At 52.6% G+C, this 15,038-nt stretch carries 16 protein-coding genes; 15 read left to right on the top strand and 1 reads right to left on the bottom strand.

The window, feature by feature from the left end:
- Nucleotides 1–78 precede the first annotated feature (78 nt).
- From metK to ruvX, 8 genes are all read left to right on the top strand, one after another.
- Complete coding sequence (gene metK, locus ACMHLI_RS01470; protein WP_413527947.1) at nt 79–1,230, top strand: methionine adenosyltransferase; 1,152 nt, start codon at nt 79–81, stop codon at nt 1,228–1,230.
- 404 nt (nt 1,231–1,634) lie between these two features.
- Nucleotides 1,635–3,029: a sugar porter family MFS transporter gene (locus ACMHLI_RS01465; RefSeq protein WP_413527946.1), complete on the top strand. Its 1,395-nt coding sequence runs from the start codon at nt 1,635–1,637 to the stop codon at nt 3,027–3,029.
- A 75-nt stretch (nt 3,030–3,104) separates the two neighbouring features.
- A complete protein-coding gene (locus ACMHLI_RS01460; protein ID WP_413527966.1) occupies nt 3,105–3,626 on the top strand; it encodes a SprT family zinc-dependent metalloprotease in 522 nt (173 codons plus the stop codon).
- A gap of 93 nt (nt 3,627–3,719) precedes the next feature.
- Nucleotides 3,720–4,433, top strand: a complete 714-nt coding sequence (gene endA, locus ACMHLI_RS01455; protein ID WP_413527945.1) for a deoxyribonuclease I — start codon at nt 3,720–3,722, stop codon at nt 4,431–4,433.
- 100 nt (nt 4,434–4,533) lie between these two features.
- Nucleotides 4,534–5,265: a 16S rRNA (uracil(1498)-N(3))-methyltransferase gene (gene rsmE, locus ACMHLI_RS01450; protein WP_413527944.1), complete on the top strand. Its 732-nt coding sequence runs from the start codon at nt 4,534–4,536 to the stop codon at nt 5,263–5,265.
- Nucleotides 5,266–5,276: 11 nt separating this feature from the next.
- Nucleotides 5,277–6,227, top strand: coding sequence for a glutathione synthase (gene gshB / locus ACMHLI_RS01445; RefSeq protein ID WP_413527943.1), 951 nt, complete (start codon nt 5,277–5,279; stop codon nt 6,225–6,227).
- A gap of 71 nt (nt 6,228–6,298) precedes the next feature.
- Nucleotides 6,299–6,862, top strand: a complete 564-nt coding sequence (locus tag ACMHLI_RS01440) for a YqgE/AlgH family protein (protein ID WP_413527942.1) — start codon at nt 6,299–6,301, stop codon at nt 6,860–6,862.
- Nucleotides 6,862–7,296 carry a Holliday junction resolvase RuvX gene (ruvX, locus tag ACMHLI_RS01435; RefSeq protein WP_413527941.1) on the top strand — a complete coding sequence of 145 codons (435 nt, stop codon included), beginning with the start codon at nt 6,862–6,864 and terminating at the stop codon, nt 7,294–7,296. The genes ACMHLI_RS01440 and ruvX overlap by 1 nt, the downstream gene beginning before the upstream one ends.
- Here the strand turns inward: ruvX and ACMHLI_RS01430 are convergent.
- On the bottom strand, nt 7,247–8,302 hold the full coding sequence (locus ACMHLI_RS01430; RefSeq protein WP_413527940.1) for a type IV pilus twitching motility protein PilT: 1,056 nt from the start codon (nt 8,300–8,302) through the stop codon (nt 7,247–7,249). The genes ruvX and ACMHLI_RS01430 overlap by 50 nt on opposite strands.
- A gap of 22 nt (nt 8,303–8,324) precedes the next feature.
- Here ACMHLI_RS01430 and ACMHLI_RS01425 point away from each other — a divergent pair, with 22 nt between their 5' ends.
- The 7 genes from ACMHLI_RS01425 (at nt 8,325) to ACMHLI_RS01395 (ending at nt 15,028) form a co-directional block, all read left to right on the top strand.
- Nucleotides 8,325–9,044, top strand: a complete 720-nt coding sequence (locus ACMHLI_RS01425; protein ID WP_413527939.1) for a YggS family pyridoxal phosphate-dependent enzyme — start codon at nt 8,325–8,327, stop codon at nt 9,042–9,044.
- A gap of 72 nt (nt 9,045–9,116) precedes the next feature.
- The gene (gene proC / locus ACMHLI_RS01420) at nt 9,117–9,938 is read left to right on the top strand and encodes a pyrroline-5-carboxylate reductase (RefSeq protein ID WP_413527938.1); all 822 of its coding nucleotides are present in this window, start codon (nt 9,117–9,119) and stop codon (nt 9,936–9,938) included.
- A 41-nt stretch (nt 9,939–9,979) separates the two neighbouring features.
- Entirely contained in the window at nt 9,980–10,534 is a 555-nt protein-coding gene (locus tag ACMHLI_RS01415) for a YggT family protein (protein WP_112164164.1), read from the top strand.
- Complete coding sequence (gene yggU / locus ACMHLI_RS01410; RefSeq protein ID WP_413527937.1) at nt 10,519–10,824, top strand: DUF167 family protein YggU; 306 nt, start codon at nt 10,519–10,521, stop codon at nt 10,822–10,824. Before ACMHLI_RS01415 ends, yggU begins: the two co-directional genes overlap by 16 nt.
- 22 nt (nt 10,825–10,846) lie before the next feature.
- Complete coding sequence (locus ACMHLI_RS01405) at nt 10,847–11,455, top strand: XTP/dITP diphosphatase (RefSeq protein ID WP_413527936.1); 609 nt, start codon at nt 10,847–10,849, stop codon at nt 11,453–11,455.
- On the top strand, nt 11,448–12,584 hold the full coding sequence (hemW, locus tag ACMHLI_RS01400) for a radical SAM family heme chaperone HemW (RefSeq protein WP_413527935.1): 1,137 nt from the start codon (nt 11,448–11,450) through the stop codon (nt 12,582–12,584). The genes ACMHLI_RS01405 and hemW overlap by 8 nt, the downstream gene beginning before the upstream one ends.
- 488 nt (nt 12,585–13,072) lie before the next feature.
- The gene (locus ACMHLI_RS01395; RefSeq protein WP_413527934.1) at nt 13,073–15,028 is read left to right on the top strand and encodes an alkyl/aryl-sulfatase; all 1,956 of its coding nucleotides are present in this window, start codon (nt 13,073–13,075) and stop codon (nt 15,026–15,028) included.
- Nucleotides 15,029–15,038: the final 10 nt, after the last annotated feature.

Here is a 15,038-nt window from a genome sequence, read left to right as displayed (position 1 = left end):
GAGCACCGCTCCTCATCTGCCAGTCTCCCCAGTGCTATGCAGTGATATCTAACCCGTCGTATGAAGGTAAAGAACATAATGGCTAAACACCTCTTCACGTCCGAATCAGTTTCTGAAGGACATCCAGATAAAATCGCTGACCAGATTTCCGATGCCGTACTGGACGCGATTTTAGAACAAGACCCGAAAGCACGTGTTGCATGTGAAACTTATGTCAAAACCGGCATGGTCCTCGTGGGCGGTGAAATCACCACTACCGCCTGGGTCGACGTAGAAGAAATCACCCGTCAGACCATCCGTGAGATTGGCTATGTCAATTCCCAGATGGGCTTCGATGCCAATTCCTGTGCCGTACTGAGCGCCATTGGTAAGCAGTCTCCGGACATCAACCAGGGCGTTGACCGCCAGGATCCGCTGGAGCAAGGCGCCGGCGACCAGGGTCTGATGTTTGGTTACGCGACCAACGAAACCGACGTGCTGATGCCAGCCCCAATCACTTACGCACACCGTCTGGTGCAGCGTCAGGCTGAAGTTCGCAAAGCGGGCACCCTCCCGTGGTTGCGCCCTGATGCGAAAAGCCAGGTCACTTTCCAGTATGACGAAGGCAAAATTGTCGGTATCGATGCGGTCGTCCTTTCCACCCAGCATTCTGAAGAGATTGGCCTGAAAGATTTGCAGGAAGCGGTGATGGAAGAAATCATCAAACCTGTATTGCCAGCAGAATGGCTGAACGCCGGCACCAAATACCACATCAACCCGACTGGTCGCTTCGTTATCGGCGGACCAATGGGTGACTGCGGTCTGACCGGGCGTAAAATCATCGTCGATACCTACGGCGGCATGGCCCGTCACGGCGGCGGTGCATTCTCCGGTAAAGATCCGTCTAAGGTTGACCGTTCAGCGGCATATGCTGCCCGTTACGTGGCGAAAAACATCGTGGCTGCCGGTCTGGCTGACCGTTGTGAAATTCAGGTGTCTTACGCTATCGGCGTGGCAGAACCGACGTCCATCATGGTGGAAACCTTCGGTACCGGTAAAATTTCTAACGAGCAACTGACCCTGCTGGTGCGCGAGTTCTTCGACCTGCGTCCATACGGTCTGATCCAGATGATGGATCTGCTGCACCCAATCTACAAAGAAACCGCTGCGTACGGTCACTTTGGTCGCGAACATTTCCCTTGGGAAAAAACCGACCGTGCCGCACAACTGCGCGACGCTGCTGACCTGTAAGTCATTTTTCAGACAGTTCTGCACATCAACCCTGTCCTTGTGGCAGGGTTTTTTTTATCTGAAATTTGAGGAAAATTCCTAAAACGACATAAACACCGCCCAGAATGAAAACGGTTACAGCTAATAACTTGTTATTAAATAATGCATTATTTCCATAGGTAAAAGTTTGAAACAGAAATTTGATTGATATAAATCAATTTATGCACTATTACTTTAACGGCTTTCCCCCTTCCTGCTTTGCATCTCTTTGAATCCCTTCCAGAACAATGATTCCAACCACAGCCATTAGTGTAAGCGATTACAACACTGTGACCGGGTTCACGTTAAGCTGGAGGCAGGGTTAATAACATAACAGCCTAAGCATTATTACAAACACTATACGATTGCACTATTTTGGAGACCGGATGAACAACTCAACGTCGACCAAAGGAAAACGCTCGAATAAAAGCGTCACTTTCTTTGTCTGTTTTCTCGCTGCACTGGCCGGACTTCTGTTCGGTCTGGACATCGGTGTCATCGCTGGCGCACTGCCGTTTATTAGCCATGATTTTCAGATAACCAACCATCAGCAGGAGTGGGTGGTCAGCTCAATGATGTTCGGTGCCGCTGTTGGTGCCGTCGGCAGTGGCTGGCTGAACTTCCGTCTTGGCCGTAAATACAGCCTGATGATCGGCGCGGTTCTGTTCGTGGTCGGTTCGCTGTGTTCCGCCTTCGCGCCAAACACCGAAGTGCTGATCGTCGCCCGAGTTCTGCTGGGCCTGGCGGTGGGTGTCGCGTCTTACACCGCGCCGATTTATCTGTCAGAAATCGCACCGGAGAAAATCCGTGGCAGCATGATTTCTATGTACCAGCTGATGATCACCATCGGTATTCTGGTGGCGTATCTGTCGGATACCGCTTTCAGCTACAGCGGCGCATGGCGCTGGATGCTGGGCGTGATCACCATTCCAGCCCTGCTGCTGCTGATCGGCGTGTTCTTCCTGCCGGACAGCCCGCGCTGGCTTGCCGCACGTGGCAATGACGACAAAGCCCGCCGCGTGCTGGAAAAACTGCGCGATTCCACCGCGCAGGCGAAAAGCGAACTGGATGAAATCCGTGAAAGCCTGAAAGTGAAACAGAGCGGCTGGGGGTTATTCATCAACAACAAAAACTTCCGTCGTGCGGTTTATCTTGGGATTTTGTTGCAGGTGATGCAGCAGTTCACCGGTATGAACGTCATCATGTATTACGCACCTAAAATCTTCGGCATCGCCGGTTTCGCCAGTACTTCTCAGCAAATGTGGGGCACGGTGATTGTCGGTCTGGTCAACGTGTTGGCGACCTTCATTGCTATCGGTCTGGTTGACCGCTGGGGTCGTAAACCTACGCTCAAACTGGGCTTCCTGGTGATGGCAGTCGGTATGGGTATTCTCGGTACGATGCTGCACATCGGTGTGGAATCTGACTTTGCGAAATACTTCTCTATCGCCATGTTGCTGATGTTCATCGTAGGTTTTGCGATGAGTGCCGGCCCGCTAATCTGGGTGCTGTGTTCCGAAATTCAGCCGCTGAAAGGTCGCGATTTTGGTATCACCGTTTCCACGGCAACCAACTGGATTGCTAACATGATAGTCGGTGCCACCTTCCTGACCATGCTGGAAACGCTCGGCAACGCCAACACCTTCTGGGTGTACGCCGCGCTGAACGTGGTCTTCATCTTCATCACCATTGCGCTAATCCCTGAGACCAAAAACGTCTCTCTGGAACACATTGAACGCAATCTGATGAAAGGCGAAGCACTGCGCGACATCGGTAAGTAAGCGTCACATTCCTCCCCTGCAAAGGGGGGGAATTCTATATTGCATCTCCTCTCCACCGCCTTTATCCTTCGCCTGATGAAAACCTCACGCCTCCCCATCGCCCTGCAACAAGCCGTTATGCGCTGCCTGCGGGAAAAACTCCAGATGGCAAATCAGTTTTTTGGCACCGACTATCCGGAGCCGGAAATCACCTATCAGCAACGCGGCACCAGCGCGGGCAGTGCATATCTGCAACACTGGCAAATCCGGCTGAATCAGGTGCTCTTACAGGAAAATCAGCAACCGTTTATTGATGAAGTGGTTCCGCACGAACTGGCGCATTTGCTGGTCTTCCGCCGATTTGGCCGCGCACCTGCGCCCCACGGTAAAGAGTGGCGCTGGATGATGGAGCACGTCCTCGGCGTTTCTGCCAGCCGTACTCACAAGTTCGAAGTCGCCTCGGTGCAGAGTAAAACGTATCCTTATCTGTGCGCCTGCCGCGATCACCAGCTGACCGTACGTCGTCACAATAAAGTGATGCGTAAAGAGTCGGAATACCGCTGCCGTCATTGCGGTGAACTGTTACGGTTTAACGCTAATGGCACGACTAACTGCTGATTTTTCAATCACTAAATAGCAGCAATGTCCCATTGTCACACCGCGCCGCATCCGTTACCCTTCCGACCTTTTCACATCAGGTCATTTGGAAACATGTTTCGTAAAACACTTTCAGCCTTTCTGTTTATCCTGGCACTCGCACCGCTCAGCGCATTCAGCCAGTCCGGCAAGAACATCAACAATTTCAGCCAGGCTAAAGCCGCGGCCGTCAAAATCAATCAGGGTGCACCCTCTTTCTATTGCGGATGTGACATCAGCTGGCAGGGCAAAAAAGGTACGCCGGATCTGAAATCCTGCGGTTATGCGGTACGTAAAAGTGAACAGCGCGCCAGCCGGATTGAATGGGAACACGTGGTGCCTGCGTGGCAGTTCGGCCACCAGATGCAGTGCTGGCAGGACGGCGGGCGCAAAAACTGTGCGAAAAATGCCGATTATCGTCAGGTAGAAACCGATCTGCATAATCTTCAGCCGGCAATTGGCGAAGTGAACGGTGACCGCAACAACTTTATGTACAGCCAGTGGAATGGCGGCCAAGGCCAGTACGGGCGCTGCGAGATGAAAGTCGACTTTAAAGCCAAATCCGCCGAGCCGCCTGTCCGCGCACGCGGCGCTATCGCCCGCACCTATTTCTATATGCGCGACCAGTACAAACTCAATCTTTCCCGCCAGCAAACACAGCTATTTAGCGCCTGGGATCGCCAGTATCCGGTCACCGCGTGGGAATGCGAACGCGATAATCGCATCGCTGACGTACAGGGGAATCATAATCCTTACGTGCAGCAAGCTTGCGCTCAGAGAAAAAGCTAACTTAGTATTAAACACGCCATCAGAGCACATTAGCTCGCGACATTGCGGGCTAATCACGCCAAAATAGCCCGCTTAAACACTTTAAGGACAGCAGCCACACATGCGCATACCCCGCATTTATCACCCTGAAACACTGACCGCCCACAGCGAAATTGCACTGTGCGAAGATGCCGCTAACCACGTCGGACGCGTTCTGCGTATGCAGCCTGGTCAGGCAATCCAGCTATTTGATGGCAGCAATCAGGTCTTCGAGGCCAGCATTACGCAGGTGGATAAGAAAAGTGTGCGCGTCAGCCTCGGCGAAGGCGTGCTGTCTGACAACGAGTCTCCGCTAAATCTGCATCTCGGCCAGGTGATTTCGCGCGGCGATAAGATGGAATTCACCATTCAGAAATCCATCGAGCTGGGTGCAAACACCATTACTCCGCTGTTCTCCGAGCGCTGCGGCGTCAAACTGGACGGCGAGCGTCTGGAGAAAAAATTACAGCAGTGGCAGAAAATCGCCATTGCCGCCTGCGAACAGTGTGGCCGCAACCGTATCCCGGAAATTCGTCCGGCGATGCAACTGGAAGCCTGGTGTGCAGAGCAGGATGACAGCCTGAAGCTGAACCTGCATCCGCGCGCCAGCCACAGCATCAATACCCTGCCGCTGCCGGTGAAGCATGTCCGTCTGCTGATCGGCCCGGAAGGCGGTTTGTCCGCCGATGAAATTGCAATGACTTCCGGTTACGGATTTACTGATATCCTGCTGGGACCCCGTGTTCTGCGTACAGAAACCACAGCACTCACCGCGATAACGGCCTTACAGGTCCGTTTCGGCGATCTGGGATAAGAGGAAACGACATGATCAAGCTTGGCATCGTGATGGACCCGATTTCATCCATCAACATCAAAAAAGACACCAGTTTCGCTATGTTGCTGGAAGCGCAGAGTCGTGGTTACGAACTGCACTACATGGAAATGAATTCCCTATATCTGCGCGGCGGTGAAGGCCGTGCGACGACCAAAAAACTCAGCGTAAAACAAGATTACGACGGCTGGTATGAATTCGGCACCGAGCAGGATATCGCCCTGCAGGAACTCGACGTGATCCTGATGCGTAAAGATCCGCCGTTCGATACCGAATTCATTTATGCCACTTACATCCTCGAACGTGCAGAAGAGAAAGGCACGCTTATCGTTAACAAACCGCAGAGCCTGCGCGACTGTAACGAAAAGCTGTTCACCGCATGGTTCCCGGAACTGACGCCAGATACACTGGTGACACGCAATTCCGCGCAGTTGAAAGCCTTCCATAAAGAGCACACCGATGTGATCCTCAAGCCGCTGGACGGCATGGGCGGCGCATCTATCTTCCGTCTGAAGCCGGAAGACGCTAACGTCTCGGTGGTTATCGAAACCCTGACTGAGCACGGCACCCGTTTCTGCATGGCGCAAAACTATCTGCCTGCTATCAAAGACGGTGACAAGCGCGTTCTGGTGGTCGATGGCGAACCGGTGCCTTACTGTCTGGCACGCATCCCTGCTCAGGGCGAAACCCGCGGTAATCTGGCCGCAGGTGGCCGTGGCGAAGCGCGTCCGTTAAGCGAAAGTGACTGGCAGATTGCCCGCACCGTGGCGCCAATCCTCAAGCAGAAGGGCCTGATCTTTGTCGGTCTGGATATCATTGGTGACCGCCTGACTGAAATTAACGTCACCAGCCCGACCTGTGCACGTGAAATTGAAGCAGCCTTCCCGATTTCCGTCACCGGCATGCTGATGGACGCTATCGAAAAGCGCCTCGCTGCGCGCTAAACAAAACTGCTGCACAATGGCGCAGTTGACTGCGCCATCATTACTTTCTGAGGTTAAACATCCTGCATACCATGAATCTACAACATCACTTTCTCATTGCGATGCCCGGGCTGGATGAACCCCAGTTCAAACGTTCTGTTGTGTATATCTGTGAGCACAATGAAGATGGCGCAATGGGTCTGGTGATTAATAAGCTGGTCGACGATTTCACCATTGAAAATGTCCTCGACAAGCTGGATATCAACCCTGAACCACGCGACCCAAGTATTCGCCTTGATCGCCCGGTCTTCTCCGGCGGTCCGCTGGCCGACGATCGCGGTTTTATCCTGCATACCCCGCGCGAAGGTTTTGGCTCCAGCATTCTTATTTCCGACAGCACCATGATCACCACCTCTAAAGACGTGCTGGAAACTCTTGGGACGCCCGACCAGCCGAAAGATGTGCTGGTGGCGCTCGGTTACGCCGCCTGGGAACAGGGCCAGCTGGAAAAAGAATTGCTGGATAACGCGTGGCTGACGATTGAAGCCAGCAGCGACATCCTGTTCCGCACGCCGATTGCTGACCGCTGGCGCGAAGCCGCGAAAATGATCGGCATTGATGTCAGCCAGCTCGCCACCCACGCGGGGCACGCATAATGGCGAACCGCACGGTGTTTGCTTTCGACTTCGGCACCAAAAGCATCGGCCTGGCCATCGGTCAGGAAGTCACCGGTACTGCACGCCCGCTGACCTCGTTTAAAGCGCAGGACGGCACGCCGGACTGGCAAAAGATCGAGAAGCTGCTCAAAGAGTGGCTGCCGGACGTCGTGGTGGTTGGCCTGCCGCTGAACATGGACGGCACCGAACAGCCGCTGACCGCCCGCGCCCGTAAATTCGCCAATCGTCTGCACGGACGTTTTGGCGTTCAGGTGGAGCTGCATGATGAGCGTCTGAGTACCGTCGAAGCCCGCGCTGATTTGTTCGACCGTGGCGGTTTCCGCGCGCTCGACAAAGGCAGTGTGGATGCCGCCTCGGCGGTGATCATCCTGGAAAGCTGGTTTGAGAAGCAATGGAGTCAGCCTGCGTCATAGCCAGTAATCCGTCGCTCTGCCGTTGCTGCCGGCTTTGCGCAAACGTCTGCATTCCGGCCTGCGCGCCGGTTTGCAGAATGTCCGCCAGTTGATGCGTTTTGCCTTCGCGGATGAGATTGCACACGGCGGGCGTCGATGTCAGCACTTCGAACAGCGCCACCCTGCCCGCCTTTTTGCCTTCTGCCGCTTGCGTCACCGCCAGTTTTTGCGCCACCACCGCGCGTAAACTCCCCGCCAGCTGTGCCCGTACGAAAGCCTTTTCTTCTGCCGGAAAGACGTCGACCAGCCGGTCGATGGCCTGCGTCGCATTGCGCGTATGCAGCGTCGCCAGCACCAGATGCCCGGTTTCCGCTGCCGTCAGCGCCAGCCGGATGCTTTCAGTATCGCGCAGCTCGCCAAGCAGCAATACATCAGGATCCTCCCGCAGCGCGCCGCGTACCGCTTCACCAAACGATCGCGTATGCAAACCCAGCTCGCGTTGCTGGATAAGACATCGCTCGCTGACGTGAATCAGCTCGATCGGGTCCTCCAGCGTAATAATATGCCGCGCCGAATGACGGTTGAGATGGTCAATCAGCGCCGCCAGCGTGGTAGATTTTCCGCTGCCGGTCGCACCGGTGACCAGAATCAGGCCATCCTCCTGCATGATGACGTGCTGCAAAATCTCCGGTGCCAGCAAACTTGCCAGCTCGGGGCAGCGTGCGGGGATTGGCCGCAGCGCCGCAGACAATCCGTGCCATTGCCTGAAGACATTGAGTCGCATCCGCACGCCTTCGCCAAGCATCAGTGCTTTATCCACCTGCCCTGCCTGCTGCAAAACCGTCTGCTGCGCGTCATCCAGCCACTGGCTGCAGAGCGCCTGCATCTGTGGCGCGTTGAGTACCGGCAGATCCTCACAACGGCATAATTGGCCATCTATGCGCAACATCGGCGGATAGCCGGTACAAAGGTGCAGATCGGAGGCATTTTGCTTTACACTACGCACCACTAATCCATCAATATCCATGTTGAAATCCTCCTGAGTCCCTATGAGCCTTAGTCAGCAAAACGCTATTGAGCAGAACTTACAGAATGTCCGCGAGAAAATCGCAGCCGCTGCACAGCTTTGCGGCAGGTCTTCAGAAGAAATTACGTTGCTTGCAGTCAGCAAAACAAAACCTGCGAGCGCTGTCGAAGAAGCAATTGCCGCCGGTCAGCTGGCGTTCGGTGAAAACTATGTGCAGGAAGGGGTGGATAAGATAGCCCACTTTGCCGGACATCAGCCCGCACTCACCTGGCACTTTATCGGGCCTTTACAGTCGAACAAAAGCCGTTTAGTGGCAGAGAATTTTGACTGGTGCCACACCATCGACCGGCTGAAAATCGCCCAGCGCCTCAACGAACAGCGCCCTGCCGGTTTACCGCCGTTACACGTGTTGATTCAGGTGAATATCAGCGATGAAGCCAGTAAATCCGGCATTGCCGTCGGTGATGTCGCAGCGCTGGCGACGCAGATTATGGCGATGCCGAATCTGCAACTGCGCGGCCTGATGACGATCCCGGCCGCAGAAACCGATTATGCGCGCCAGCTTGAGGTCTTCGGCCAGATGCGTGAGGCACTGAAAGACTTGCAGACGATTTGCCCGCAGGCGGATACGCTGTCGATGGGCATGACCGACGATATGCCCGCTGCGATTGCCGCTGGCAGCACCATGGTACGTATCGGCACCGCCATTTTTGGTGCCCGTGATTACAGCGCAAAACAGTAACCGGCCTTAGGCGGTTTACTGCTTTACTATTGATTGGCTCAATTCAGTCCCTATAAAAAGCAAGGAGCATGAATGCAACATCGCAAATTATGTTTTATCGGCGCAGGTAACATGGCAGGCGCGATCGTTTCGGGTCTGGTCGAAAGTGGCTACCCGGCGGCGCTTATCAGCGTTTGTGCACCTTCCACCACCCATCGCGATGCGCTGGCTGAAAAATACGGCGTGATAAGCAGCAGCGATAATAACGGCTGTGCTAAAGAAGCGGACGTGGTGGTGCTCTCCGTCAAACCGCAAATGATGGCGGATGTGTGTAAAGCACTGCAAAAAGACGTGGATTTTAGCGGCAAACTGGTACTGTCGATTGCCGCAGGCGTCAGCGTCGCGCGTTTCTGCGAGCTGCTGGGTGATAATCTGAACATCGTGCGCATCATGCCGAATACGCCATCCCTGGTGGGAAAAGGCATGAGCGGGCTGTATGCGCCGAAACAGGTATCGCAGGCGGATCGCGATTACAGCGGCGAACTGATGACTGCGGTCGGCAAAATTTGCTGGGTGGATACCGAAGAAGGCATCAACCACATTATTGCCGCCGCAGGCAGCGCACCGGCGTATTTCTTCCTGTTTATGGAAGCAATGCAGGCCGAAGCGCAGCGTCTGGGGTTCAGCGCCGAGGCAGCGCGGATGCTGGTTGAACAAGCCGCCAGCGGTGCCACCGCGCTAGTGGCCGCCAGCCCGGACACGCCATTGTCACAACTTCGTGAGAATGTGACGTCCAAAGGCGGTACAACCTTTGAAGCACTGAAAGTCTTCACCGACCGTAAATTACCGGAGATTGTCTCCGAGGCCATGCAGGCCGCCATTACCCGCGCGCAGGAAATGGAAAAACTGTTCTGATTCAGGACTCATAATAATTTCGACACCACATAAGGTTTTTTATGCTTACGCTGACTTTTCTGGTCAAAACACTTATCGACCTCTACGTCATGGTTTTACTACTGCGCATCTGGATGCAGTGGGCACGCACGGACTTTTATAACCCGTTCTCACAGTTTGTGGTGAAGATTACACAGCCCGTTATCGGGCCGCTGCGCCGTATTATTCCGCCGCTGGGGCCGATCGACAGCGCAAGTCTGCTGCTGGCTTTCCTGCTTTGCACACTGAAATTCCCGCTGTTGTTGCTGATCCAAAGCGGCGGCATTTATATCGGGCTGAGCAATTTGCTGATCGGCCTGATCGGTCTGGTGAAAGCCGCCGGTTATCTGGTGTTCTGGCTGGTGATCATCCGTTCACTGATGAGCTGGGTGAGCCAGGGTCGCGGCCCGATGGATTTCCTGCTTTTACAGCTGACCGAACCGCTGATGTCACCCATTCGGCGTATTCTTCCGGCAATGGGCGGCATTGATTTCTCGGCGATGGTAGTGATTCTGATCCTCTACATGCTGAATTATCTGGGTATGGATCTGCTGGGTGCCTTGTGGTTCCAGCTCTAAGTCCGGTTTACTGGCAGTCTGACGAACTGGTTTTGCGGCTGGTTATCCAGCCCAAAGCCAGCCGTGACAGCCTGGTGGGTTTGCATGGCGATGAACTGAAAGTCGCCATCACCGCCCCACCGGTTGACGGTCAGGCGAACACGCATCTGGTGAAATTTCTCGCTAAACAGTTTAAAGTCGCCAAAAGTCAGGTCAGCATTGAAAAGGGCGAGCTGGGCCGCCATAAACAAGTCCGCATTACCCATCCGCAAAATATCCCGGCCGAGGTCGCGGTACTGCTCGCTGAATAATTCGTTAAATCAGGATCTTCCCATGCAGAAAGTCGTATTAGCTACCGGCAACGCCGGTAAAGTCCGTGAACTCGCCCATCTGCTGGCAGATTTCGGACTGGACGTGGTCGCACAGACCGAACTCGGCGTTGAGTCTGCCGAAGAAACCGGTCTGACGTTCATTGAAAACGCCATCCTGAAAGCGCGCCACGCCGCAGCCGAAACCGGTTTGCCTGCAATTGCCGATGACTCCGGTCTGGCGGTCGATTTCCTTGGAGGCGCACCGGGGATTTATTCCGCCCGATACGCAGGTGTCGATGCCAGCGATCAGCAAAATCTCGACAAGCTGCTGGTTGCAATGAAAGACGTGCCGCAGGGGCAGCGCGCTGCGCAGTTCCATTGCGTGCTGGTATATATGCGCCATGCGGAAGATCCGACGCCGCTGGTTTGCCACGGCAGCTGGCCGGGTGAGATTGCATTCGCCGAAGCCGGGGCAGGCGGTTTTGGCTATGACCCGATTTTCTTCGTGCCTGAGTCTGGCAAAACGGCCGCAGAGCTGACGCGTGAAGAAAAGAGCGCGGTGTCGCACCGTGGTCAGGCGCTGAAACTGTTGCTGGCTGCGATGAAAGAGGCAGTACAAAAGAATGCGTAAGTTGCCGCCGCTGAGTCTCTACATTCATATTCCGTGGTGCGTGCAAAAATGCCCTTACTGCGATTTCAACTCGCACGCGTTAAAAGGCGAAGTACCGCATGACGATTATGTCGCACATCTGCTGGCGGATCTGGATGCCGATCTGCATCTGGTGGGCGATCGCAGCGTAGGGACGATTTTCATCGGCGGCGGAACGCCAAGCCTGCTGAGCAGCAAAGCGATGCAGGACCTGCTCGACGGCGTGCGGGCACGTTTGCCACTGGAGGCCGGTGCTGAAATCACGATGGAAGCCAACCCCGGCACCGTCGAAGCTGACCGTTTCAGCGCTTATCAGCGCGCCGGTGTGAACCGTATTTCGATTGGTGTACAAAGTTTCGATGCGCAAAAACTGGAGCGTCTGGGGCGCATTCACGGTCCTGAAGAAGCTAAACGCGCCGCGCATCTGGCCACAGGCCTTAACCTGCGCAGCTTCAATCTGGATCTGATGCACGGCTTGCCGGATCAGACGCTGGAAGAAGCGCTGGATGATTTGCGTCAGGCCATCGCGCTGAATCCGCCGCACCTGTCGTGGTATCAGCTGACCATCGAGCCCAATACGATGTATGCCTCGCGCCCGCCAACGCTGCCGGATGACGATGCGCTATGGGATATTTTCGAGAAAGGCGATCAACTGCTGACGGCAGCTGGTTATCAGCAATATGAAACGTCCGCGTATGCCAAGCCGGGTTATCAGTGCCAGCACAATCTCAACTACTGGCGATTCGGGGATTATCTCGGCATCGGCTGTGGCGCGCACGGTAAGCTGACACAGCCTGACGGGCGGATCCTGCGGACCGTGAAGACCAAACACCCGCGCGGCTACATGCAGGGGCGTTACATGGACAAACAGCATGCGGTCGAAACCGAAGATCTGGCGTTTGAGTTCTTCATGAACCGTTTTCGCCTGCTGGAAGCGGCTCCGCGCGAAGAGTTCAGCCTGTATACCGGACTGGAAGAATCCGCGATCCGTGCAGAGCTGGACGAAGCTATCGGGAAAGAATATCTGATTGAAAACCCGACGCACTGGCAGATTACCCGTAAAGGGAAATTGTTCCTGAATTCACTGCTGGAGATTTTTTTAGCGGAGTAAATACATGATTTTTATTTATTAATGAAGGTGAGTCGGCTATCTGTAGCCGACTTTTTTTATCATGCTTAATCATTAAGGCTACAAATAAAGTTATAAATTAACAAATGAACAGAGCTTATCATTAATAAATCAAAACACTAAGAAACATATAGAAATACTCTCTTTTCTTAATGCATTTCCCTCCTTTCACAAAGTAAAAAAACTGTTGGCTTAAAACAAGCCTATACGGCGGATCTGGCCGTCTTCCTAAATAATACAGTTCACATTTTAAAAGTTAACAAAGCCACATTAATAATTAATAAAAATTACCGCATGATTATTAATTCATGAAACAAATGTGCTTGTTACTAATTTCAATGGTTACTATTATAATTAAAACTAGTAACACGCTACCTTTGTTAGCTGTTTTTGATCCTTAACATATAAATACTGTTCGGTTAGTTTGAATGCCGCCATAAGAGCAGTAATTAATTTAATTGAGGGATCAAATGAAACTTTCCAAGATTGCTTTATTTCTGACACTGACAACCTGTAGTCACGTCGTTTTTTCAGCCGAACAACCAAAAGATGCCAGTGCCTATACACGGGCGATGAATAACGCCGTTTATAAAGAGTCAAACTTCCATAATCAGGACGATTTTCAGGATGCCGCTAAAGGTTTTATCGCAACGCTGACTCCAATGATGATTAAAGATTCGGCAGGAAATATCTCCTGGGATATGGAAAGTTATGGTTTCATTAAGGGTGATGCACCTGACACCGTCAATCCTAGTTTGTGGAGAATTGCAAAGCTAAACATGCTGAATGGTTTATTTAAAGTAACAGATTCAGTCTATCAGATTAGAGGATTTGATCTTTCCGACATGACCATTATAGAGGGTGATAAAGGTATTATTATTATTGACCCGCTGGTCACCACCGAAGTAGCCAGCGCAGGGTTAAAACTCTATTACCAACATCGTCCTTTTAAACCTGTTGTCGCGGTGATTTATACACACAGCCATGCCGATCACTATGGCGGCGTACGTGGCGTCGTGGATGAAAAAGATATTGCTTCAGGCAAAGTCACCATTATTGCCCCGGACGGTTTCATGAAAGAAGCGGTCAGCGAAAATGTGCTTGCAGGGACAGCCATGAGCAGAAGAACGCTCTATCAGTACGGCGCAATGTTGCCCCGCAGTGCTCGCGGTCAGGTTGATGCGGGTTTAGGGAAAACGACGTCAATCGGGACATTTACCCTGATACCGCCAACCGATACTGTCAGGAAAACCGGTGAAAAACGGGTTATTGCAGGAGTCGAAATGCAATTCCAGATGGCGCTGGATACTGAGGCGCCAGCAGAGATGCTCATCTGGTTCCCACAGTTCAAAATGCTGGATACTGCCGAAGATGCCACGCATACCCTGCACAATATTTATACTCTGCGCGGGGCGCAGGTTCGCGACGCGAGCTCCTGGTGGAAGGTGCTGAATCTTGCCATCAATGAACACCTTAACAACGTTGAGATTGTGATTGCCCAGCATCAATGGCCGACATGGGGAAATCAAAAAATAATAAGTTACTTATCTAATCAGAGAGATATGTTTAAATTCATTCATGATCAAACATTGAATCTGGTAAATAAAGGTTTGACCATGAGCGAAATAGCCGAAACGTTGACTCTTCCACCAGGCCTTGCAAATGAATGGTATAACCGTGGATATTATGGTTCAGTCAGTCACAACGCCAAGGCGGTATATCAACGATATATAGGCTGGTACAACAGTAATCCTGCCGATCTTAATCCTTTACCACCCAGTGAAGCGGCCAAAAAATATGTTGAATTTATGGGCGGTGAAAATCAGGTCTTAGAAAAAGCGCGAAAATCTATCGCCGCCGGAGAGTATCGTTGGGCTGCTGAAGTCTTAAAACATGTGGTCTTTTCTGACCCGACAAATCAGATAGCGAGAAATTTGCAGGCTGATGCCTTCGAGCAATTGGGTTATCAGTCGGAGAATGCAACATGGCGAAATGAGTATCTGATGGGCGCGTATGAATTGCGTAATGGCGTTCCTGATAATGCTCCAATCAATACCGCCAGCATCGATATGGTTCGCGCGATGGATCCTGAGCTTATTCTGGACTATATGGGAGTGCGTCTTAATGCGGAAAAAGCATTAAATAAAAACATTGTTATCAACTGGCAGATGCCGGATGGCACCGTTTATGGCATCGAATTAAAAAACTCCGTCATCCTATATAATCTTAACAGGCCGTTCCCTCAGGCAGATGTTTTGCTAAAAACCGATAAAACCACGTTCTCTCGCCTGTTCATGCAAGGTGAGCCATTAGATAATGTACTGAAAAGCTCCGAGACCATAATTGAAGGCAACCAGGATAAAGTAAAAGAACTACAAGGGATGCTCGATATATTCCCTGGTATGTTCAAGATTGTGACACCATAACTTATCGAAA

Source organism: Rahnella inusitata (genome assembly GCF_965118895.1).
Classification (GTDB): domain Bacteria; phylum Pseudomonadota; class Gammaproteobacteria; order Enterobacterales; family Enterobacteriaceae; genus Rahnella; species Rahnella inusitata_A.
Note: the sequence above shows the minus strand (reverse complement) of the source record. Positions and strands in the feature narration are given on the sequence as shown.